18 protein-coding genes are annotated in these 21,931 nt (G+C 66.5%); 6 read left to right on the forward strand and 12 right to left on the reverse strand.

What is annotated here, in order from left to right:
• Nucleotides 1-68 precede the first annotated feature (68 nt).
• Nucleotides 69-1,217 (forward strand): LCP family protein, encoded by a 1,149-nt coding sequence (locus tag ACH2A7_RS07600; RefSeq protein ID WP_394961139.1) that lies wholly within the window; start codon nucleotides 69-71, stop codon nucleotides 1,215-1,217.
• A 361-nt stretch (nucleotides 1,218-1,578) separates the two neighbouring features.
• Here the strand turns inward: ACH2A7_RS07600 and rpsT are convergent, their stop codons facing one another.
• A complete protein-coding gene (gene rpsT, locus ACH2A7_RS07605; RefSeq protein WP_177522751.1) occupies nucleotides 1,579-1,842 on the reverse strand; it encodes a 30S ribosomal protein S20 in 264 nt (87 codons plus the stop codon).
• 189 nt (nucleotides 1,843-2,031) lie between these two features.
• Here rpsT and gpr point away from each other — a divergent pair, with 189 nt between their 5' ends.
• Nucleotides 2,032-2,835, forward strand: coding sequence for a GPR endopeptidase (gene gpr, locus ACH2A7_RS07610; RefSeq protein ID WP_394961141.1), 804 nt, complete (start codon nucleotides 2,032-2,034; stop codon nucleotides 2,833-2,835).
• A 65-nt stretch (nucleotides 2,836-2,900) separates the two neighbouring features.
• Nucleotides 2,901-4,061, forward strand: coding sequence for a stage II sporulation protein P (spoIIP, locus tag ACH2A7_RS07615; protein WP_394961142.1), 1,161 nt, complete (start codon nucleotides 2,901-2,903; stop codon nucleotides 4,059-4,061).
• An 83-nt stretch (nucleotides 4,062-4,144) separates the two neighbouring features.
• On the opposite strand, the gene araA is transcribed toward spoIIP, so the two are convergent.
• The 4 genes from araA to ACH2A7_RS07635 form a co-directional block, all read right to left on the reverse strand.
• Nucleotides 4,145-5,620, reverse strand: a complete 1,476-nt coding sequence (araA, locus tag ACH2A7_RS07620; protein WP_394961143.1) for an L-arabinose isomerase — start codon at nucleotides 5,618-5,620, stop codon at nucleotides 4,145-4,147.
• A gap of 18 nt (nucleotides 5,621-5,638) precedes the next feature.
• Nucleotides 5,639-7,228, reverse strand: a complete 1,590-nt coding sequence (locus ACH2A7_RS07625; protein ID WP_394961144.1) for a xylulokinase — start codon at nucleotides 7,226-7,228, stop codon at nucleotides 5,639-5,641.
• Between the two features lie 66 nt (nucleotides 7,229-7,294).
• The gene (locus tag ACH2A7_RS07630) at nucleotides 7,295-9,415 is read right to left on the reverse strand and encodes a dienelactone hydrolase family protein (protein WP_394961145.1); all 2,121 of its coding nucleotides are present in this window, start codon (nucleotides 9,413-9,415) and stop codon (nucleotides 7,295-7,297) included.
• 19 nt (nucleotides 9,416-9,434) lie between these two features.
• Nucleotides 9,435-11,552 carry an alpha/beta hydrolase gene (locus ACH2A7_RS07635; protein ID WP_394961147.1) on the reverse strand — a complete coding sequence of 706 codons (2,118 nt, stop codon included), beginning with the start codon at nucleotides 11,550-11,552 and terminating at the stop codon, nucleotides 9,435-9,437.
• 193 nt (nucleotides 11,553-11,745) lie between these two features.
• On the opposite strand from ACH2A7_RS07635, the gene ACH2A7_RS07640 reads away from it, so the two are divergent.
• Complete coding sequence (locus tag ACH2A7_RS07640) at nucleotides 11,746-12,597, forward strand: helix-turn-helix domain-containing protein (protein ID WP_394961148.1); 852 nt, start codon at nucleotides 11,746-11,748, stop codon at nucleotides 12,595-12,597.
• A 72-nt stretch (nucleotides 12,598-12,669) separates the two neighbouring features.
• Here ACH2A7_RS07640 and ACH2A7_RS07645 read toward each other — a convergent pair whose 3' ends face one another.
• Nucleotides 12,670-13,323 (reverse strand): MBL fold metallo-hydrolase, encoded by a 654-nt coding sequence (locus tag ACH2A7_RS07645; RefSeq protein ID WP_394961149.1) that lies wholly within the window; start codon nucleotides 13,321-13,323, stop codon nucleotides 12,670-12,672.
• Between the two features lie 171 nt (nucleotides 13,324-13,494).
• Between ACH2A7_RS07645 and ACH2A7_RS07650 the strand changes: the two genes are divergently transcribed.
• Nucleotides 13,495-14,049, forward strand: coding sequence for a hypothetical protein (locus ACH2A7_RS07650; protein WP_394961151.1), 555 nt, complete (start codon nucleotides 13,495-13,497; stop codon nucleotides 14,047-14,049).
• 71 nt (nucleotides 14,050-14,120) lie between these two features.
• Here the strand turns inward: ACH2A7_RS07650 and ACH2A7_RS07655 are convergent, their stop codons facing one another.
• Both ACH2A7_RS07655 and ACH2A7_RS07660 read right to left on the reverse strand, forming a co-directional pair.
• Nucleotides 14,121-14,861: a ThiF family adenylyltransferase gene (locus tag ACH2A7_RS07655; RefSeq protein WP_394961152.1), complete on the reverse strand. Its 741-nt coding sequence runs from the start codon at nucleotides 14,859-14,861 to the stop codon at nucleotides 14,121-14,123.
• A 73-nt stretch (nucleotides 14,862-14,934) separates the two neighbouring features.
• Nucleotides 14,935-15,816: an aldose 1-epimerase family protein gene (locus ACH2A7_RS07660; RefSeq protein WP_394961153.1), complete on the reverse strand. Its 882-nt coding sequence runs from the start codon at nucleotides 15,814-15,816 to the stop codon at nucleotides 14,935-14,937.
• A 146-nt stretch (nucleotides 15,817-15,962) separates the two neighbouring features.
• On the opposite strand from ACH2A7_RS07660, the gene ACH2A7_RS07665 reads away from it, so the two are divergent.
• Nucleotides 15,963-16,568, forward strand: coding sequence for a carboxypeptidase-like regulatory domain-containing protein (locus tag ACH2A7_RS07665; protein ID WP_394961155.1), 606 nt, complete (start codon nucleotides 15,963-15,965; stop codon nucleotides 16,566-16,568).
• Here the strand turns inward: ACH2A7_RS07665 and ACH2A7_RS07670 are convergent.
• From ACH2A7_RS07670 to ACH2A7_RS07685, 4 genes are all read right to left on the reverse strand, one after another.
• The gene (locus ACH2A7_RS07670; protein WP_394961156.1) at nucleotides 16,565-18,118 is read right to left on the reverse strand and encodes a recombinase family protein; all 1,554 of its coding nucleotides are present in this window, start codon (nucleotides 18,116-18,118) and stop codon (nucleotides 16,565-16,567) included. The genes ACH2A7_RS07665 and ACH2A7_RS07670 overlap by 4 nt on opposite strands.
• Nucleotides 18,115-18,288 (reverse strand): hypothetical protein, encoded by a 174-nt coding sequence (locus ACH2A7_RS07675; protein ID WP_394961158.1) that lies wholly within the window; start codon nucleotides 18,286-18,288, stop codon nucleotides 18,115-18,117. The genes ACH2A7_RS07670 and ACH2A7_RS07675 overlap by 4 nt, the downstream gene beginning before the upstream one ends.
• Before the next feature lie 200 nt (nucleotides 18,289-18,488).
• Nucleotides 18,489-20,156 carry a DUF4091 domain-containing protein gene (locus tag ACH2A7_RS07680; RefSeq protein ID WP_394961160.1) on the reverse strand — a complete coding sequence of 556 codons (1,668 nt, stop codon included), beginning with the start codon at nucleotides 20,154-20,156 and terminating at the stop codon, nucleotides 18,489-18,491.
• A 145-nt stretch (nucleotides 20,157-20,301) separates the two neighbouring features.
• Nucleotides 20,302-21,891: an ABC transporter substrate-binding protein gene (locus ACH2A7_RS07685; protein WP_394961161.1), complete on the reverse strand. Its 1,590-nt coding sequence runs from the start codon at nucleotides 21,889-21,891 to the stop codon at nucleotides 20,302-20,304.
• Nucleotides 21,892-21,931 lie beyond the last annotated feature (40 nt).

The raw sequence follows: 21,931 nt of genomic DNA on the forward strand, positions 1-21,931 counted from the left end.
TGTAACTCTTTTGACATTTTTGGCCCGCCGACCCGGGCCGCAAACAACGAAAGCGAGGGAACGACCCTTTGAGCAAACCGACGAAAAAGGCCAGCGCGCTCAAATTGGCGCTGGCGGTGCTGGCAGTGCTGCTGTTGGCTGCCTGCGGCACCATGTGGTATCTTTACAGCCAGGTGGCGCCCGCCCTGGACGAGGGCGAGGCCGGCCAGCTGAACCAGGTGAAGGACCCGGACCTGGAGGCCGAGGGCGACCGCACCTACAACCTGCTGCTGCTGGGCATCGACTACGACACCGACCGGGACTACGCCGAGGGCAAGGGCAACACCGACGTGATCCTCTATCTGCAGATCGACCGGGACGCCGGCACGGTGAACGCCTTCCAGATCCCCCGGGACACCTACTACGGTGAGGACATGGGCGAGGGGCGCAAGGCCATCGAGGGCAAGATCAACGAGGTCTACGCCAACGGCCCCGACCAGGAGAACCTGATCAACAACATCGCCAACATGATGTATGAGCTGTTCAAGCTGCCGGTGGACGACTACGTCACCATCGACATGGCCGCCTTCAAGACCATGCTGAACAACATGGGCGGCATCGAGATGTACGTCCCCTGGGACATCGTCACCGTGGACAAGAACACCGGCAAGGAGGACGTGGTGGCCAAGCAGGGCACCCATCTCATCAGCGGCGACACCGCCGAGCTGATCCTGCGCAACCGCAACTACGCCACCGCCGATTATCAGCGGCTGGAGACCCAGCAGTATTTCTATGCGGCGCTGGTCAAGAGCCTGCTGGAGGACTACACCCTGGCGGACTATTACAGCACCTGCAAGGTGATCGCCCACTACATCAACACCAGCCTGGACATCACCGACATCTGGGGCCTCTACGGCACCATGCTCAAGGTGAAGCCGGAAAACATCTACATCGTGCGCGCCCCCGGCGGCGCGGCCCACATCAACGGCCACAAATGGGTGTACTACATCGACCGGGAGAACTGCGCCCGCATCCTCAACGAGCACTTCCGCAGCCCGGATAAACCCGTGGCCGCCGAGGACCTGGGCCTCGCCACCGGCTATGAGTACATCTCCGGCATGAACGTGGACGAGGGCCGCACCATGGGCAGCGTGATGAGCGCCGCCGAGGAGGGACAGCAGGAGTTGAACGCCTCCTCCTCCGCCTCCTCCGGATCTTCCGCCTCCGCGGCGGATTGAAGCCAAAACCGACGAACGCCGGCCCCTCAAAAAACGGGGCCGGCGTTTTTGTGCCCAAAGGCGGGCAAAGAGCCCGGAGGCCCGGAAAGCGGCCGGCGGGCCCGTGCCCCCCGCAAGAACACCACAGAGCACGCAAATCCCCCCTGTGCCGCTGGCCGGCACAGGGGGGATTTGAGGCATCGGGCGGTGTCGGGCGCGGCGGGCGGCATTGGACAGTGTCGTGCGACGCTGGGGATGCCAGGCGGCATTGGGAAGTGCCGGGCGGCGCTGTTCGCCGGCGACGAAAGGAAGGGCGCGTCCTTTGTCCGCCGGGCAAAACAAAAGACCCGCCGGAACCGGCAGGTCTTTGTTTTGCTGAAAATCAGGCGTTGGCCTTGTTCGCGCGCTTCGCCATGCGGCTGATCTTGCGGGCAGCGGTGTTCTTGTGGACCACACCTTTGCTCTGCGCCTTGGCGATGGTGGAAACAGCCACCTTGACGACGGCGTCCTTGTCAGCGGCATTCGCGGCGATGGCAGCGTTTGCCTTCTTGACAACTGTTTTCAGGTTGGACTTGATCGCCTTGTTGTGAAGGGCTTCCTTCTTGGACTGGACCACGCGATCCTTCTGGGATTTGATGTTAGGCATTCGTACCACCTCCTTACTACCCATAACAGTGCAATTTATAATACCACATTTGAGCGGCGCTTGCAAGCGTTTTTTAAACTTTTTTCGGGCGGTATGGGCCGGTGCGCGCCGGCCCACACTTTCATGGGGCCCCGGCGCGGCGTTTGCGGCGGGCGGCGGCCACTTTTTCATCGCTGCGAGGTGTTTTGTATGTCCGTTTACACCGACATCGCCGACGAGATCTACGGCCCGTCCAGGGGACAGGTGCCCGGCGGGGTCAAGCTTTACACCGCCCGTTCCGGGCCCATCACCCTCACCCGGGTGCAGATCACCCGCCCCGGGCTGGAACGGCCGGCGGGGCGCTATTCCACCCTGGAGATCCCCAGCCTGGCCGTGGTGGACAACAAGGACGAGCGCTACGTCAGCGCCGTGGCGGGGGAGTTGCGGGCCATGCTGCCCGAAGCGGGCGGGGTGCTGGTGGTGGGGGTGGGCAACCGCCGGGTCACCGCCGACGCCCTGGGCCCCCGGGCGGCGGGGGGCGTGCTGGTGACCCGGGGCATCGCGCCGGACAGCCGCACCGCCGAGCTGGGCCTGCGGGAGGTGTGCTGCGTGGCCCCCGGCGCGTCGGGCGCCACCGGTATCCCGCTGGTGCAGATGCTGGCGGGGCTGGTGCGGGCGGTAAAGCCCTCCGCCATCCTCTGCATCGACAGCCTGTGCACCTCCGACCCGGCCCGCATGGGCCGCACGGTGCAGATCAGCGACACCGGCCTGTGCCCCGCCCGCCCCGAGAGCGGCAAGTGCCTGACCCGGGCCATGCTGGGGGTGCCGGTGCTGGCGGTGGGCATCCCCACTATGATGGAGGCAGACGAGTTCCTCGGCCGTCCTGGCTGTGTGATCACCCCCCGCCAGCTGGACACGGTGGTGAAAAAGGGGGCGGAACTGCTGGCCCTGGCGGTGAACAAGGCGCTGCAGCAGCGGCTGTCCATCGCGGAACTGTGCTATCTGGCCAACTGAGAGCATGAAAGGCCCCCTTCGCCGCATATCCTTTCAGCAGGACCATGCAAAGGGGGAAGAGGCCGGTGGGACATTTCAAAACGCTGCGGCGGCTGGGCACGCTGGCGCTGGCGGCGGTGGTGGGCGCGGCCGCCATGGGCGCGGGCCGGTACGCCGGCGTGCCGGACCTGGCGGGCAGCCTGGCGGTGGCGGGCAGCCTGCTGGCCAACCCGGCGGCGGCCATCGGCGCGGCGGACCGCATCTTCCGCCAGGAGGCGCTGCCCGTCGCCCAGACCCAGGTGGAGGACGCCGAGAGCCCGCCGGAGTACATCGCCCCCACCCCGGAGGAGATCCTGCCCAGTCCCACCCCCGCGCCCGCTCCGCAGGCGGACAGCGGGGCGGCGGAGGGCCCGCAAGCCACCCCCGCCCCCACCCCCGGCCCGCCGCCGGAGGGGATGGGCTCCATCGTGAGCGCCCACTATGAGCAGGGCAGCGGCGCGGCCTACATCCCCTGCGCGGCGGGCACCATCAAGAACTGCACCAGCCTGCCCGCCGAGGAGGTGGCCGCGGCGGCGGCGGGGCCGCTGCCCTTTTCCGTTGAGGTGGGCTCCGCCGAGCCCCAGGTGCTCATCATGCACACCCACGCCACCGAGAGCTATGAACTGGAGGACCTGGGCTGGTTCGACCCGGAGTACACCTGCCGCCTCACCGACACCAGCCTGAACATGGTGGCGGTGGGGGCGGCCATCGCCGAAAAGCTGAACGCGGCGGGCATTGCCACGATCCAGGACGCCACCCTCCACGACTACCCCAGCTACAACGGCAGCTACGAGCGCAGCAACGCCACCGTGCGGGAGTATCTGGAAAAATACCCCAGCATCAAGGTGGTGCTGGACGTCCACCGGGACGCCATCGAGACCGACGGCGCCCGGGTGAAGGCGGTGGCGGATGTGAACGGCAGGACGGCGGCCCAGGTGATGATCATCTGCGGGGCGGACAAAAACGGAAACCTGCCCAACTTCAAGCAGAACCTGGCCTTTGCCGCCCGGTGGGAGAGCGCCATGGAGAGCCGCTTTCCCGGCCTGACGCGGCCGGTGCTCTTCGACTACCGCTACTACAACCAGGACCTGACCACCGGCAGCCTGCTCATCGAGATCGGCAGCCACGGCAACACGCTGGCGGAGGCGGTCTATTCCGGCGAGCTGGTGGGGGAGGCTTTGGCGGGCCTGTTCACCACCGGGGCGTGACAGAAAAAACGCGGGCGGCGGCTCCCGAAAGGGAGCCGCCGCCCGCCGCTGTCCGGGGCGCGGCGCAGCCGCGCCCCGGTGGCTTATTTCAGTTTCCAGGCAAGGTCGGAGAGGAACAGGTCGTGCTCCAGTTCCTCCACGGTGGTGCCTTTGCCGATGTGCACGAACTCGATGTCCATCATCCGGGCCCAGTCCCGCATCTGGTCGGCGGTCACGTCGTAGCTCAGCACCGTGTGGTGGGCCCCGCCGGCGGTGATCCAGCACTCGAGACCGGTGGTGAGAGAAGGCTGCGGCTGCCACATCACCCGGGCCACCGGCAGGTTGGGCATGGGCAGGATGGGTTTGACACAGTGGATGTCCTGGCAGACCAGCCGCAGCCGGCCCCCCATGTCGATGAGGCTCACCACGATGGCGTCCCCCTCGTGGCCCTCGAACACCAGGCGGGCAGGGGGCTGCCGGTCGCCGATGCCCAGGGGGTGCACCTCGATGCGGGGCCGGGCCGCCGCCACGCTGGGGCACACCTCCAGCATGTGAGCCCCCAGGCTGTACTCGTTGCCCGGCTCCAGGTGGTAGGTGTAGTCCTCCATAAAGGCGGTGCCTCCGGTCTTGCCCTCGCTCATGGCCTTGAGGATGGCGGTCATGGCGGCCACCTTCCAGTCGCCCTCGCCGCCGTAGCCGTAGCCCTGGGCCATCAGGTGCTGGCTGGCAAGGCCGGGCAGCTGCTCCATGCCGTAGAGGTCCTGGAAGTTGTTGGAGAAGGCGCGGCAGCCTTCCGCGTCCAGCATCTTCTTCATGGCGATCTCTTCCCGGGCCTGGTAGCGCACGGTGGCAAGGTCGTCGGTGGCGAAGTCGTAGGCGGCGCGGTATTCTTCCATCAGGGCGTCGATCTCGGCGTCGGTGACGGCGTCCATCTCCTCCACCAGCCGGCCCACCGGCCAGGTGTTCACCTGCCAGCCCAGCTTGAGCTGCGCCTCCACCTTGTCCCCCTCGGTGACGGCCACCTCCCGCATGTTGTCGCCGAAGCGCATCACCTTCAGCTCCTTGCTGACGGCAGCGCCCACGGCGGCGCGCATCCAGTCGCCCAGGCGGTTCTGCACCGCCTCGTCCTGCCAGTAGCCGGCGATGACCTTGCGGGCCGCCCGCAGCCGCGCCCCGATGAAGCCGTGCTCCCGGTCGCCGTGGGCGGCCTGGTTCAGGTTCATGAAGTCCATGTCGATTTCGTCGCTCGGGATGGTGCGGTTATACTGGGTGGCGAAGTGGCACCAGGGCTTTTGCAGGGCCGCCAGGCCGTTGATCCACATTTTCGAGGGGCTGAAGGTGTGGCACCAGGTCACAAGGCCGGCACAGGCCGGGTCGTGGTTTGCCTGGCGCACCACGTCGGTAATTTCACGGTTGGTCTTGGCGGTGACCTTGTACACCAGCTTGCAGGGCAGCCGGCCGCAGGCGTTCAGCGCCTCGGTCATCTCGGCGGCCCGGGTGGCCACCGTCTCCAGCACCTTAGGGCCGTAGAGAAACTGGCTGCCCACCACGAACCAAAATTCATACTGCTTCATGCTCATTGTCGTATTTTCCTTTCGTCAGCGCAGCGCGTCCGCGGCGGCTTTCTCCACCGGCACGCAGGCTGTGTAATCGCGGATAAAGGCGTCAAAGCCCGCCCGGTCGGCCGCGTCGGGGGCGATGGTGCTGCCCGCCGCCTTCGCAAAGATGGCCTCGTTCAGCCAGTCCTCCAGGGCGGGGGCGCCGCCCTCCGCGCAGCGCAGCCGGTAAAGGGCCAGCAGGGCCATGCCCCAGGGGCCGCCCTCGCCCGCCGTATCCATCACCGACACCGGCACCCCCAGCGCGCCCGCCAGCAGCCGCTGGCCCACCACCGGGGTCTTGAACAGCCCGCCGTGGCCCAGCAGCCGGTCCAGCTTCACCTGCTCTTTTTCCAGCAGGATGTCCATGCCCAGCTTTAACGTGGCCATGGCGGAGTACAGCTGGACCCGGGCGAAGTTTTCCAGGGTGAGGTGCGCGTTTGGCCGGCGGGTCAGCAATGGCCGCCCGTCGGAAAGGCCGGCCACCGGCTCGCCGGAATAGCAGTTGAAGTTTACGAGACCGCCGCAGTCCGGCGCACCCTCCAGCGCCTTTTGATAGAACAGGTCGTAGAGGGCGGGCTTTGCAAGCTTCGCCCCCGCCGCCTCGGCCATCTGGCCCAGCAGGCGTACCCAGGCGTCCAGGTCGGAGGTGCAGGTGTTGCAGTGCACCATGGCCACCGGCCGCCCGGTGGGGGTGGTGACCAGGTCTATTTCGGGGTAGACCCGGGAGAGAGGCTGTTCCAGCACCGCCATGGCGAACACCGACGTGCCCGCGGACACGTTGCCGGTGCGGGCGGCCACCGCGTTGGTGGCGGCCATGCCGGTGCCCGCGTCCCCCTCCGGCGGGGCCATCACAGCACCGGGCTGCAGCGTGCCGGTGGGGTCCAGCCAGCGCGCGCCGGCCTCGGTCAGCCGGCCCGCGTCCGCCCCGGCGGGCAGCACCCGGGGCAGGATGCCCCGCAGGGTAAAGGGCAGGCCCGCCTCGGCCAGAAGCTGGTCGAAAGAGGCCAGCATCCCTTCGTCGTAGTCGCAGGTGTCGCTGTCGATGGGGAACATGCCGGAAGCGTCCCCCACCCCCAGAACCTTTTCGCCGGTGAGCTGCCAGTGGACATAGCCCGCCAGGGTGGTGAGGAAGGCCACGTCCTTCACATGCCCCTCCCCGTTCAGCATCGCCTGATACAGATGGGCGACGCTCCACCGCTGGGGGATGTTGAAGCCAAAGCGGGCGGTGAGGGCCGCGGCGGCCTCGCCGGTGTTGGTGTTGCGCCAGGTGCGGAAGGGGGCCAGCTGCCGGCCCTCTTTGTCAAAGGGCAGGTAGCCGTGCATCATGGCGGAGACGCCCAGGGCGCCGACGCGGGCCAGGGGCGTGCCGGTGCGGGCGCGCCAGGTTTCCGCCAGGGCGGACCAGGCGGCCTGTACCCCGGCCCACACATCCTCCAGGTGATAGGTCCAGGATCCGTCTTCCAGGCGGTTCTCCCAGTCGCAGGAGCCGCTGGCCAGCACCCGGCCGCTGGCGTCGGTGAGCACCGCCTTGATGCGGGTGGAGCCCAGTTCTATTCCCAGTACGGGAGTCTCTCGGTTTTCATCGTTCATGGCAGATCTCTTTCTCTTTTGATTCGGGCTTTTTGAGTCCGGCCGGACGGGAACGCGCCGCGGCGATCAGATGTTGAAGAACACGCTCATCCAGGTCTGGGGCAGGTAGCGGTCCAGATTCAGGCCGGTGGAGGAGCAGATCGACCAGGCGATCAGCAGCGAGTTCATCGCCGCGCCCAGCCAGATGCTGTTGGTCAGCTTGAACATCTTGCGGGTGATGTAAACGGTGATGGGGATGAGGATGATCATCTGATAGGTGGACACGAAGGAACTGAAGGAGCGGTCCGCCACCACCATCGTGATGCATTCCACGATGCAGCACAGCCACACGCCGGCGGAGTTGATGACCACGGTGAGCGCGGTGTCCGCCCAGCCGGGCAGGTCCTTGCGGATCACATAGTTGGTCAGCGCGCCGATGGCCAGGCAGCAGGGCATGAACACCAGGAACAGCCGCCAGATGTATCTCCAGTACTCCACCTTCATCTCGGTGAACACGGCCATCCACAGCCGGTAATCCTGGTCGAACAGATAAACGATCACCATCAGGGTGAGATAGGCGAAGGCCAGCAAAACAGCGGCCAGCAGAAGGGTCTTGAGCACCGAGCGGACGGGCATCTTCAGATGCAGCGACCGCAGGTTAGCCCCGCCGGCGGTGTTGCGCTCCCGCAGCCAGGCCAGGACCAGCAGGACCAGCGACCCGATCGCGACGATGGCAATGAAGAGATAGGCGTACCACCAGCTCTCAAAGAAGGGCAGGAAGGAGAAATAGGGGAGCAGGAAGCCGAAGATGCTGTTCGCCTTCCAGATCGCGAAGAAGCCCAGGGCGATGCCCAGCGCGGAGAAGATCCAGTACCAGGCCTTGCTGAACCCGCCGGCGCCGGTCTCCGCCGCCGCCACGCAGCCGGCAAAGAACTCGGTCTTCAGCAGCAGGCCGGCCGCGGCGATCACCGCGCAGATCATGAAGATCATCGCCAGGAAGTTGAGGGATTCCCGCCACAGGAACACGGTGCCGGAGGCGTCCACCGAAACGGTGGAGGCGTCGGTGAGTTCACCGCCGTTGTAGGCGAAGATCTGCTCGAAATACTTGACCACATCGCTGGCCGTGTAGGTGGAGAAGTTGTTCTTCGCGTGGGACTCGGGGGTCATGCCGAAAATGCGCGAGGTGCGGGCCTGGATGGCCGCGGCGAGATCGGTGTTCTCCACAACGGAGGTCTCCAGGATGCTGCCCAGCTGACGGCTGCTCTGGGTGAGGTCATCCACCGCGTACCACTCGTCCAGCTGAACGTTTTCCCCGTTGGTATACCAGTTGGCCTTGGTGGCGTCGTTGTTGTAATATTCCCGGTGCCCGAAATCGTACACGCCGGAGATAAGGCCCAGGTTCACCTGGCAATTGCGGGTGACCTCGTGGCCGCCCACACTCACCGTCTGGATCTGAAGCTGGGGAACGTCGTTGGCGCTGTATCCCAGCAGGCACAGGGCCAGGATACGGGTGTCGTAGTGGTCGCGGTTCTCCGCCTTCAGCGCCTCGTACCGCGCCAGTTGGTCGGCGTTCAGGCGCTCCGCGGCCAGCTCGTCCGCGGGGCGGGTGATCTCCTGGGCGGTGAAGGTCTGGCCGAAGGTGTCGTGCAGCACATTCACCATGATGTCGTTGAAGGTGAGGTAGCCGCAGTCGGCCGCCACCGCGTATCCACCCCGCCGGGCGCCCAGCGAGTGCCCCACGATGCCGATGCGGGTCTGGTCCACAAATTTCAGCGTGCGCAGGAACTCCACCGCGTCCAGAAGGCCGTGGGGCGTGCCGCCGCGGTTGAACTGATCCACACCGAAGTCAAACTCATCGTTGATGGGCTGTTCGCTCAGGCCCATGTTGTAGGCGTTGGAGTTCAGCACCACAAAGCCGCGGCGGGCCAGTTCCTCCGAGATGCCCCGCAGGTTGCCCTCGCCCACGCCCGCGCCGTGGGCCACCAGCACCGCGGGCAGGCTGTCGGCGTCGGAGGTGCCGGCGGGATAGTACAGCTGCGCGTCGATGGTGGCGCCCCGGGAGTCGAACACCACCCGGGAGATCTTGACGTTTCCGCCGTCGGTGGAGACCATGCGGGCCGCAAAGCTGCACACAAGGATCAAAGCCAGGAACAATGCCAGCAGACGGGCGCTGCCCTCCTTTGTGGACAGTGTAAAGTACTTTTTCATTTTGTCCCTCCTGCGCTTATCATACGTTAAAGAAGACGCTCATGGCGGATTGGGGAATGAACGCGTTGATGTCAAACCCGTTGGCGGAGCACAGCGACCAGCTGATGAGCAGCGCGTTGACCGCGGCGCCCAGCCAGATGCTGTTGGTCAGCCGGTACAATTTGCGGGTGATGTAAACGGTGATGGGGGCGATCAGCAGCACCTGATAGGTGGAGATGAAGGAATTCCAGGGGTTGCCGGTGCGCACCATGATCTCGTAGTTCACCAGGCAGCACAGCCAGATGCCGGCCGAGTTCATGAGCACGGCGATCAGCGTGTCCGCCCAGGCGGGGATGTCCTTGCGGATGACATAGTTGGTGGTAGCGCCGATCAGCAGGAAGCAGGGCAGCATGATGATGGTGTAGCGCCAGATGTACTGCCAGTACTCCACCTTCATCTCGGTGAAGGCGGCCATCCACAGCCGGTAATCCTGGTTGAACAGGTATTCGCTGAGCATCAGCGTGAAGTAGGCGAAGGCCAGCAGCACCACGGCCAGCAGGATGGTTTTCAGGATGGCGGATACCTTCATCCCGGCGTTGAGGGCCTTGAGGCTGTCGAAATTGCCGGCCTTTTTGCACCGCCACCAGAAAACCGCCAGCAGGATCGCGGAGCCCAAAGCCAGCAGCGCGATGAAGATCACCGTGAGCCACCAGGTCTGGAAGGGCAGGAAGCGGACGTAGGGCAGGCTGGGCACAAAGAGGCCGTTCACCTTCCAGATGGCGAAAAAGCCGATGGCGACGCTCAGCGCGCCGAAGAGCCAGTATTCCAGGTGCTTGATGTGCACGGTGCCGGACCGGTCGGGCGCCACGCAGGCGGCAAAGAAGCGGCCTTTCACCAGGACCGCCGCGGCCGCGATCACGGCGCAGGCCATGAAGATCATCCCGGCGCAGTTCAGCAGTTCCCGCCACTGGAACAGGATGTTGGAGGCATCCAGGGGAACGGTGTCCGGGTCGGCCAGATCGCCCCGGTTGTAGCTGAGCGTCTGCTCAAAATAGCGCACCATGTCGGAGGCGGTGTCGCGGGAGAAGAGGTTTTTCGAGTGGGTCTCGGGGTTGAGCATGCACACCCGCGCCGTGCGGTCCGCCACGGCGTCGCTCAGCGCGGCGTTGTCCGCCACGGAGGTGCCCACGAAGGGGCCCACCACCGTGCTGGCCTGGGCGACGTCGTCGAGGGTATACCACATCTCCAGCTGGGCGTCCTCCGAACCGGTGTACCAGTTGCTCTTGGTGGCGTCGTCGGTGTAGAAGTGGCGGTGGGTCTCGTCGTAGGCGCCGGCGATCATGCCCACGTTCACCTGGCAGTTGCGGGTGACCTCATGGCCGCCCACGGTCACGGTCTGCAGCTGAAGCTGATCGTTGGTGTTGGGGCTGTACCCCACCAGGCACAGCGACCGGATGCGGGTGTCGTACTCCTGGCGGCAGGCCTCCCGCAGCTCTTCGTAGTAGGCCAGCTGATCCGCGTTCAGCCGCTCGGCGGCCAGGGCGTCCGCGTCCTGGTCGATCTCGGCCGGCGTAAAGGTCTGCCCGAAGGTGTCGTGCAGGATGTTGATCAGCCGGTCGTTCAGGGTGTAGTAGCCGCAGTCGTCCATGGCGGCGTAGGCGATCCGGATGGAACCCAGGGAGTGCCCCACCATGCCGACGCGGGTCTGGTCCACAAAATTCAGCGAGCGGATGAATTCCAGAGCGTCCAGCATGCCGTGGGGGGTGCCCAGGCGCTGGTAGACCTCGGCACCGATGCCGCTCTCGTCCGAATCCGGGCTCTCGCTGAGCCCCATTCCGTAGGCGTTCACGTTCAAAACCACAAAGCCGCGGCGGGCCAGTTCCTCCGCGTACCCTTTTATGATGCCGTTGCCCACGCCCGCGCCGTGGGCCACCAGTACGGCGGGCAGCTTGTTCTCATCCGAGGTCCCCGCCGGGTAGTACAGGTCCGCGTCGATGGTGGCGCCCCGGGCGTCCAGCGTCACGCGGGAGATCTTGACGGCGCCGCCGGCCGAAGAGAGCACCCGCGCGCCGAACCCGCACAGAACAATGAGCGCGACAAACAGTGTCAGCAGACGGACGGCGCCTGCCTTTGTGGACAAAGTGAACCGTTTCTCCATGATTCTCCTCCTTTTTTACAGGCCTCCCAAAGCGGCTCGGAAGGCTTTTATTTTGACAAAACGAATAAAATAAAACCACTTTTTAAGATAAATATATATCCAATGACGAACATTTGAAAGAAACATGTTGCCCGGATTTGGACATTTATTGACTTTTTTCGCGGTTGTGGGATAATGAACAGGGGGCGATTGTTTGGCAAAACAGGAGCGTCGGGTGTTTGAAAAGGGCTGCAAGGTCTGGGTGCAGCGGTACAGAAACCTGCACAATGTGGCCCACTGGCATTTTGAAAGCGAACTGGCCGTGTGCCGGGAGGGCACCGCCCGGGTCATGCTGGACGGCCGCAGCTGGCCGATGCGGGCGGGGGAGTGCGCGTTTTTTTGCAGCGAGAGCGTGCACAGCATCTCCGGGGCGGAGGGCAGCCGCGTCACGGTGGCGCAGTTCGGGGAGCTGTTTCCCCAGATGTGCTATCTGAAGGAGCCGATCTTTCCCGACCGGTATCACGCGGGGGATATACTGGACGAGATGGCCGCGGAGTGCGCGGACAAGCAGCTGTTCTACACAGAAAAGATGAACGCGATGATCACGATGCTGATGACCGCGATCTTCCGCGACAGGGAACTGCGCACCGAACTGCCCTCGGTCCACCCCGCCCTGATGCGCTACAAGCAGCTTTTGGTGGTGCTGGACCGGGCGGAGGAGGAATTCGATTTTTCCCAGGCCACAGAGTTCATGCACATGGCGCCGGCCTACTTCTCAAGGTATTTCAAGCGGATGTCCGGGCTCACCTTTTCCCAGTATCTGAACGTGCTGCGGGTGGAAAAGGCGGTGGAGCTGCTCACCGGGCAGGAGCAGCTTACCATGACGGATGTGATGTCACGGTGCGGCTTCAACACCCTGCGCAACTTCAACCGGGTGTTCAAGGAAATCACGGGTTTTGCACCCACCCGGCTTCCGGCGGACTACGCCCTGTACCGCCGGTCGCTGGGCGCCGCGGCCTCCGGCTTCGACCCCACCCTGGCCAGTTCCATCCCGCTTACCGAGTGAACAAAAAGCCGGGCGGCGGCCCCCCTTTTTGCGGGGGGCCGCCGCCCGGTTCGCCTGTGATGGTTTTTGCGCTCAGGGCCGGCAGAGCAGCCGCACGTTGTAGCCCAGGCCCTCCAGCTTTTCCGCCAGCCGGGGGCCGTTTTTGTCGGTGCCCTCCATATAGCCGGAATAGTGGTAGGGCACCACCACGCCGGGCTTGCGGCTCATGGCCGCCAGCTGGGCGGGCACCTGTTCCATGAAGTTCAGCATGTTGTACAGCCCGTCGCAGGGCACGAACAGCACGTCGCAGGCCACATCGCTGAGCACGTCGGTGTCTCCCGCCACATAGTAGGTGAAGCCGCCCATGGTCAGCAGCGCGCCGAAGCCGAAGCCCAGGGGATGATTCTTGTTCTGGGCGGGCAGCGGCGTCAGCGTCGCGCCGCACTCGAACACCAGTTCCGGCGCGGCGGGGCTCAGCAGGCTGATGTAGGGGGTGGCCACCCCCATCTCGCGGCTCAGCCAGTCGGCCACCGGCGCGGTCACCGCGAAGCAGGTGTCCGGCCCGGCGGCCCGGCGCAGGTCCTCCGGGGAAAAATGGTCGGAATGGCTGTGGGTCACCACGATCAGGTCGGCGTCGTGGTGCGCCTTCTCCAGCTGGAAGGGGTCCACATAGACCACCGGCCCGTCGGGCAGGCGAAAGCGCACCATGCCGTGCCGGACCAGATCCACAAAATCAAGGGCATCCATTGTAAAAACTCCTTTCGGGAACGGTTGGCCTTGTAAGCCGGGCCGTTTTGGATTATAATAAAAAGGTATCCACCCATGGCCCGGCGGCCTGCCGGGGCGGGTGTTCCGCTTGACTTTATTGTAGCACAGCGGGCGGGTTTGTCAAAGCCGGCCGCTGTACGGAGGGAAATTATGACACGCAACAACCGTTTGTGGGCGCTGGCGCTGGCGCTGATGCTGGCGCTGAGCCTGCTGGTGGGCTGCGGCTCCAGCGAGGAGGAGCCGGAGGTCACCAACAAGAACGAGGCCCAGCCGGGCGGCAGCATCACCTGGCCGGAGGAGGGGCTGGATACCTCCGCCACCCTGGCCACCACCATTGTGGGGGATACCCTCTACATGGTGTTCAACGGGGTGCAGGCTCGCACCAGCGGCTACTTTGTGCCCGCGGGCGACACCATCACCATCACCAGCAGCGCCACCACCACCAGCGAGGCGCGCTTTTCCTACCGGGTGACCCTGTGGAAGGAGACCTACGGCGGCCGGGAATATGTGGACGGCGGCACCATGTACTTCACCGCCGACGGCGAGTACCGCACCGGCACCTTCACCGGGCTGGAGGCGGGCGCCCGCTACAAGATCGGCCTGGCCTACGACGGCGGCAGCCACTACCTCAGCGGCGGGCTGACCATCGCCGGGCTGGCCCAGGCGGACGCGCTGGACGACGAGGACACCTCGGCGGCGGCCTGACGGCGGCCGTGCCCGAACACACAACAAGGCCCGGGGCCTGCGAAAACGCAGGCCCCGGGCCGTTTTTTGCGTCACTCCGCGCCGGTGATGTCCCGCACCACCTTGCCCGCCAGGATGAGCCCGGCGGCCCCCGGCACAAAACTCACGCTGCCGGGGGTCTGGCGGCGGGGCGCGCCGCCCCGGTCGGGGCCGGGACCCTCCTGGGCCGCCGGCTGCACCGGGGCGCGGGGCGGCTCGGGGGAATAGACCACCGGCACGTTTTTCAGGCCCCGGGCCCGGCACTCCCGCCGCATCACCCGGGCCAGGGGGCAGCCGGCGGTCTTTTCCAGCACCGCCAGGCGCAGCAGCTCCGGGTGCAGCTTGTTGCCGGTGCCCATGCAGCTGATCACCGGCACCCCCGCCGCCCGGGCCCGGGCGATGATCTCCAGCTTGGCGGTCACGGTGTCCACCGCGTCCACCACATAGTCCGCCCCGTCCAGCGGCACCTGATCCGCCGTCTCGGGGGTGTAGAACAGCTGCTTTTCCACCACCCGGCAGGCGGGGTTGATGGCCCGCACCCGCTCGGCGGCCACGGCGGTCTTGGGGCGGCCCAGGGTGGTGGTGAGGGCGATGATCTGGCGGTTCAGGTTGCTCTCGGCCACCCGGTCGTCGTCCACCAGGGTCAGCGCGCCCACCCCGGCCCGGGCCAGCGCCTCGGCCACATAGCCGCCCACGCCCCCCACGCCGAACAGGATCACATGGGCGCGGCGCAGCTTTTCCACCCCGTCCTCCCCCAGCAGCATGGCGGTGCGGCTCTCAAAAGCAGTGGACATGTCAGGTCCTCCTTTTTGTGTGACATCAAAACGCCGCGGGCGGTGCTGCCGCCCGCGGCGCCGTTTGTTTCGCTCAGCGCTGGAAGGTGATGGCCAGGTCGGTGCTCCAGTGCTCGCCGGGGGCCAGGGCCGCGGCGCAGGGCTTCTCCTCCCAGTTGCCGGAGGCGTCCGCCCGATCCTGCAGGCTGCACCAGGGCTCCACGCAGAGGAAGCGGAGGGTGGGGTCGCCCACCGCGCTCCAGATCAGGGTGTAGGGATAGCCCTCGATGCCAAAGCTGATGCGCCGGCCGGTGTCCTTCTCCACCAGGCACAGGGTCTTGGCGGAGAGGTTCCCCATGCAGATGGAGTCGTTGTCGAACATCCGGTCGTTCATGGGAATGACGGCGCTGTTCTCCATCATCGGATGGGTATGCCCGTTGAGATAGCCGCCCTCGGTCTCCTGCACCACGGGAGTCTGGGGGGTATCGAAGCGCAGTTCGTAGTCGGCGGTGGTGTGCTTTTCGTCAAAGGGCAGGTTGAAGCCGGGATGGTAGCCGATGCCGAAGCGCAGCACCTCCTCGCCGGGATTGGTCACCGCCAGGGTGTGATGCAGGGTGCGGCCGTCCAGGGTGTAGGTGCTTTCCAGCACAAAGTCGAAGGGGAACAGCGCCCGGGTCTTGTCGCTGCTGGCCAGGCGAAAGCGCAGGGATGCGCCCTCGCAGCCCAGGAACTCGTGCTCCATGTCCCGGGCGAAGCCGTGCTGCCCGCCGTCGTATCGCCGGCCCTTCGCGGTGTAGCCGCCGTTCACCAGCTTGCCGCAGTAGGGAAACAGGACGGGCGCCCGCCGGGGCCACACCGCCGGATCCCCCTGCCAGAGCATCTCGGCGCCGGAGGTCTTGTCCACCACGCTGGCCAGTTCGGCGCCCAGGCTGTCCACCTCCACGCGCAAAAATTCATTTTCCACAGTATATCGCATTGTTTTCGTCCCCTTTCACAGTGGCGTTTTCACTTTTCTCAGTATAATACAGTTTGCCCCAAAATCCAAGAGGAACCACCCGCCCCGCCGGTGAATAAGGTGGGTCAGCCGCCTTTATCATCCTGACAGAAAAGGAGCATCAGCCTATGAGCAACGGGATCCTGCGGGTGCAGACCTACGCGGCGCGCCAGAGCGCGCCGGTGCCGAACGTCCGCATCCGGATACAGAACGCCGACGATACGTCGGCACAGGTCGTGGAAGTGTACACCGACGACGAGGGCAACGCCCGGGACATTGAACTGTCCGCCCCGCCGGCGGCCCTCTCGCTGGACGAGGACGCGGTGCAGCGGCCCTACAGCGTGTGGAACCTGACGGCGGACAAGGAGGGCTACCAGACGGTGACGCTGGACGGCCTGCAGGTGTTCGCGGGGCAGGTGTCGCTGGCCCAGCTGGAGATGCGGCCCATGCAGCGGCTGGGCGCGCCCGCCCCCCTGCCGGACACCTTCGAGGTGCCGCCCCATGCCCTCTACCGCCCCGAAGGGGTGCCCAGCACCGCGCCGGTGCAGCTGTGCGAGCCGGCGCCGGCGGTGCTCACCGCGCCCATCATCCCCGAGACCATCACGGTGCATCTGGGCCGGCCCGCGGCCAGCGCCCAGAACGTGACGGTGAGCTTCCGCAAGTACATCGCCAACGTGGCCTCCAGCGAGGTATATCCCACCTGGGCGGACGCGACCAAACCCGCAAAGGGCTAAAACGTCCAGTGGATCTCCACCGTCCGCGCCCCGGCGGAGTCGGGCGGGTACACCACCACCCGCTCCACCAGCAGGCTCACCAGCGCCCGGTCCGGCGCCTCCAGCGCCGCCGCCCGCTCCAGCCACCGCGCCAGCGCCTGCCCCGCCCCGGCGGGGGCGCATTGCCCCTCCAGCGCCGCCCGCCGGGCCGTCAGCCCCTCCAGCTGTTCGGAAAAGGCCCGGTCCAGCGCGGCGTACCGCTCGGCGCTCACCGCGCCGGCGCACTTGTCCAGATAGAGCTCCTCCAGGGCGCGGCGGCGGCGGGCGATCTCCCGGTCCAGCCGCTGCTGTTCCCGGCGCGCCGCCTGCTCCCGCCCGTCGGCGGCGTCCGGCGCGTCCCCGCCCGCCAGCGCCGCTTGCAGCGGCGCGGCCATCCGCGCCCGCACCCGCTCCAGCACCAGCCGCTGCAGGTCCTCCGCCGGGATGTAGGGCTGGCCGGGGCAGCGCCGCGGGTCCCGCTGGGACATCCGGCACCGGAAATACCGGCGGGGGCCCTGGCCGCCCCGGGGCGCAGAGCCGGAGCAGGTCTGCTCCATGCCGCCGCCGCACAGCCCGCAGACCACCCGGCCCGCCAGCGGATTCACCTGCCCGCCGCCGCCGCTGCGGGCGCGCCGGGCCAGCAGCCGCTGCACCTGGGCGAACTGCTCCGGGTCGATGATGGGCTCGTGGGTGTGGGGGACCACGATCCACTGGTCCCGGGGCAGCCACACCGTCTGCTTGGATTTGTAGCTCACCCGCTGGTGGCGGCCCTGCTCCAGGTCGCCCGCGTAGGTACGGTTGGTGAGCATCCGGTAGACGGCGGCCTTGCCCCACACCGCCCCGCCGGGCCGGGAATCGCCCGCCGGCCCGGCGGCCTGCCGCCGCCGGTATTCCGACGGCGCGGGCACCCCCTCCTGGTTCAGCAGGCGGGCGATCCGCGCCGCCCCGCTGCCCGCCAGATAGAGGGCGAACACCCGCCGCACCACCGCCGCGGCCGCGGGGTCGATCACCAGATGGCCGCTGTCCGCCGGGTCCTTTTGGTAGCCGAACAGGGCGAAGGCGGCGATGTAGCGCCCGGCCCGGCGCTTGTGGGTCAGCACCGAGCGCACGTTGTTGGACAGGTCCTCCAGATACCACTCGTTCACCAGCCCGTTGATCTGGCGGCTCTTTTTGCCCGCCGCGTCCGCCGTGTCCACCTGGTCCACCACGGCGATGAACCGCACCCCCCACCGGGGGAACGCCCCGTGGAGGTATTTTTCCACCAGTTCCATGTCCCGGGTGAAGCGGGACTGGGTCTTGGCCAGGATGACCTCAAAGGCCCTCTGTTCCGCCGCCGCCAGCATCCGGTTGAAGGCCGGGCGCTCCCGGTCCGCGCCGGAGTAGTCCTCGTCCACATAGACCCCCTGCACCTCATAGCCGTGGGCGGCAGCGTATTGCAGCAGCATGGACCGCTGGTTCTGGATGCTCTCGGACTCGGCGCCCTCCGCCCCCTCGTCCTCCTTGCTCAGCCGGCAGTAGATCGCCGCTCTCATGGCGCGCGCCCCCCTTCGTCCTCCTCTTCCCGGGCGGGGCCCGTCTCCCGCCACCGGGCCAGCAGCAGCCGGCGGTACTCCCCGGCCAGCCGTTCCAGCGCGGCGGCCCGCGCCTGCGGGTCGTCCGACCGAAAGACCTCCCGCACCTCGTAGCGCACATCGGCGGCCATGGCGCGCCCCCCTCTCATCGCAGCGGGGCGTTTCGCCCCTTTCTGCAATGGTATGAAATAGAGACCCGGGCCATGCCCCCCGCAAACGGAAAAACCGCCGCCCCGGCAAAGGGGCGGCGGCAAAGGGCAGGCAGGGGCACGGGGCCTATGGCGCCGGGGGGCAGCGCCATGGGGCGGGGATTCTTTCCCCCGGCCCGGTCTCACCGGGACGGGGCCTCCAGCAGGGCCAGCGCCCCCGCCCACAGGCGATCAAAGAAGGCCTTGTCGGTGGGGTAGCGGGTGAAGGTGAGGGGGCCCGGCACGCCGGCGGCCTCCTCCAGCAGGGCCAGGGTGCGCTGCCGTCCGGCCCGCGCCTCGCACAGCCGCAGCAGCCGCAGGTCCTGCAGGGCCTCCCGGTGCGCCTCCCCCCGCAGCGAACCCCAGGCGGTGCCGTCCGGGGCGGGGTAGACCAGGAAGGCGTCCCCCGAGGGGAAGGCCTCCCCGGCGTCGGTCACCCGGAAGGGGTCGATGGGCCGCACCGAGCGCTGGGCGTTGTAGAAGTTGAAGCCCCAGTGCAAAAACCCTTCCAGGTCGTATTGATAGAGCAGCGCCCCCATCACGCGGCAGCGGGCGCTGGGCATGGCCATGAACCGGTTGGGCACCGCCAGGGCCTGCACCTCGCAGTAGTAGGTCCACAGCCCTTTCACCCCGTGGTCCACAAAGGGCTGGATCTGGTCGCAGCAGACCACCGGCTTTTCCACGATGCCCTGGCGGTAGATGTCGTAGCTGCTGAGGGCGTCGATGACGTGGCAGCCCGCCAGCAGGTCGGCCACCGTGGCCTTGGCGGCGGCGTAGGTCTCCTTTTCGTGGTCGTGGGGCTCGTCGGAGATGTGGAACCACACATGGTCAAGCCCCACCAGGCCGTCCAGTTCGGCCTTCAGCGCGGGCAGGAAAGCCCGCAGAAAGGCGGTGTACTCGCCGCCCACCGCCGGGGTGTGCCAGCCGAAGTATTTTTCGGGGCCCCGGGGAGTGTGCACCATGACTTTGGGGGCAAATTCCGCCCCCCACTGGGTGAACAGGTGGGCCACCTCGATCTCGGTGATGCCGTGGCGGCGGGCCATGGCCACCCAGCGGCGCAGCTTGTCAAAGCCGAAGCGCCATTCCCCCTGCTCCAGGGCCACGTCCACCAGCTGCACCGTGGTGCGCTCGCCGCCCTTCGCCGTGTCCAGCGGCGGGGTGAACACCGGGGTCAGCAGCATGTTCACGCCGTGGGCGGCGGCGCTGGCCATGAAGTTGTCCAGGACGCGCCAGTGCTCCTCGCTGAACACCGGCAGATGGTAGTAGTCCGCCAGGCAGTCGGCGTGGAACCACTGGGTCTGCAGCAGGGTCTGGGGCGGCAGCGCCTCGTCCAGCACCTCTCCCTCCAGGGCAAAGGCCGCCAGCGGCTCGCCCTCCGGGCCGATGACCTCCAGCGTCAGGTCAAAGGGGCCGGGTTCAAGTTTCGCCGCGTCCAGCACAAAACGCAGGCTGCGCCACTGGGCGGGCACCGCCTTGAAGGCCTCCTCCCACCCGGCGGGGCGCAGCAGGTCCGGCAGCAGGCCGGGGCGGGTGGTGAGGTAGTTTTCGTCCCAGGTGCCATGGCAGGGATAGTCGCAGGGCACCAGCTCCACCCGGAACAGCTCCGCCGCCTTTTTCGCCGTGCCGCCGCACTTCAGAGAAAAAAGGGTGGAGGTCTCGCCGAAGTCGTCGTTGCGGCAGGTGCAGGCCAGCTGGAAGGCCCACCGCTGGTTGCGCAAAAGCCGCACCGGCCCCGGGTCGGCGGCGGCGGGCCGCCGGTCGGGCAGCACCTTTTCCAGGCTGTCGGTCAAAAGAAATTCATAGTTCGTCATAAAAAGATCCCCCGTTGGGTCGGATGGCGGGCCCCCGAACGCGCGGCGGGGCGGGCCGGGAGGACGGGCCCGCCCCGCTGCGCATCAGGGGAGGAAAGGCAGCGGGGGAGGCGGGACGCGCCCGCCTCCCCCGCGATGGGTGTGGTCATTCTACGGGATGGGTCTCCAGAAACGCGAGGGCCTGGGTGTGGAAGGCGTCCTGCAGCGTTGCGGAGCCCGCGGCTTCCAGCTTGGTCTTCAGCTTGGCCACGTCGCCCTCGGGGTCATCGGTGAAGCCCAGCTGCAGCAGCTTGTAGTCGGAGTTGTAGATCTCGCTCACGGCGGCCACCTCGTTCTTCACGGCGGAGTCGTCGAAGACGAAGGTCAGGTACCGGCCGCTGCGGGCGGTGGCCTTCCAGTTCTCGGTCAGCTCCTCGGCGTTGGGGATGCCGCCCTCAACCGTGCGCCAGAACTTGTCGTTGCGAACGCCCCAGTTGCAGTTGCTGTCATAGGCGTAGTTGGTGCTCTCGGGCAGGGACTTCAGGCCGGTGTCGCCCACGGCCTCCCAGTGCACGCCCTCGATGCCGTAGCAGAACAGGTTGTGGCAGGTCTCGTCGTTGCGCAGGTAGTCCAGGGCCATCAGCGCCCGCTCGGGATTCTTGGACTTGGAGAAGATGCTCATGCCGTTGGCAAGATAGGACTGGATGGTGGCCGGCGCGCCGTTCATGGCGTCGAACACCCGCACGTCCCACTCGGGGTGCTCGGCCTGCAGGGTGGCGTAGAGGCTCTTGGCGGTGTTGATGTTCATCACGGCCAGGGCGGACTTGCCCGCCTGGAAGCTCTCGGTGTTGTTCTGGGCGTTGACCACGGCGTTGCGGCTCCAGAAGCCCCGGTCACGCCAGTCCTTCACCTTGTTCAGGGTGTTCATGAAGATGTCCGCGTCCAGGGTGCTCATCACGTTGGCTTCGGGGTCGTTCTCGCCCACGCAGGTGATGAGGTTGGTGGGGGGCAGCACGGCGTAGCGGTCGTCGCCCTTGGCGTTGGATTCCACGTTCCAGATCAGATCGAACACGAACTGGCGGTCGTAGTCGGAGCCCACGTCCAGCGGGATCATGGAGGGCTCGTTGTCCACGATGGCCTGCATATACTGCTCGGCACCGTCAAAGGTGTCCAGCGATTCGATGTTGTATTTGTCCATCAGATCGCCCCGGGCCATCCAGACGTAGGCGGTGAGTTCCTGGTAGTTCATGGGCAGCATATAGACCTTGCCGTCCACCTTGGCCTGCTCCCAGGCCTCGGGGTACATGGTCTCGGCGGTCATGGGGGCGTAGGTCTCCAGCGCCTCGGGGGTGATCTCCCAGAAGCCCTGCTTGGTGGCTTGGGCGTTGTAGAAGCACCAGTCGGCGGTGAAGATGATGTCCCAGTCCTCGCCGGAGGCGAAGATCAGCGGGTATTTCTGTTCATACTCGCTCCAGCTCATGAACTTCACGTCGATGGTGGCGTTGATGGCCTCTTTCAGCCGCTCGTTGATCTTCTCGAACACCAGGTCGTTGTCCACCGGGCGGTCGCCGATCAGGTACATGGTGAGGGTGACTTCCTCGGAGATGTCCGGGCCGGCGGCCGCGGTGGAGCCGGACGCGCCGGACGTGCCGGACGGGGTGGCCGCGGAACTGGGTGAGCTTCCGCAGCCGGCGAAGGCGGTCAGCACCAGCACCAGGGCCAGAACGAGCGCCAGCAGTTTCGCTGATTTTTTCATGGTTTTTCCTCCTTATAAGTGAATTATACACTGCCGTGCA

It is taken from the genome of Candidatus Allofournierella merdavium (assembly GCF_944382735.1).
GTDB lineage: Bacteria > Bacillota > Clostridia > Oscillospirales > Ruminococcaceae > Allofournierella_A > Allofournierella_A merdavium.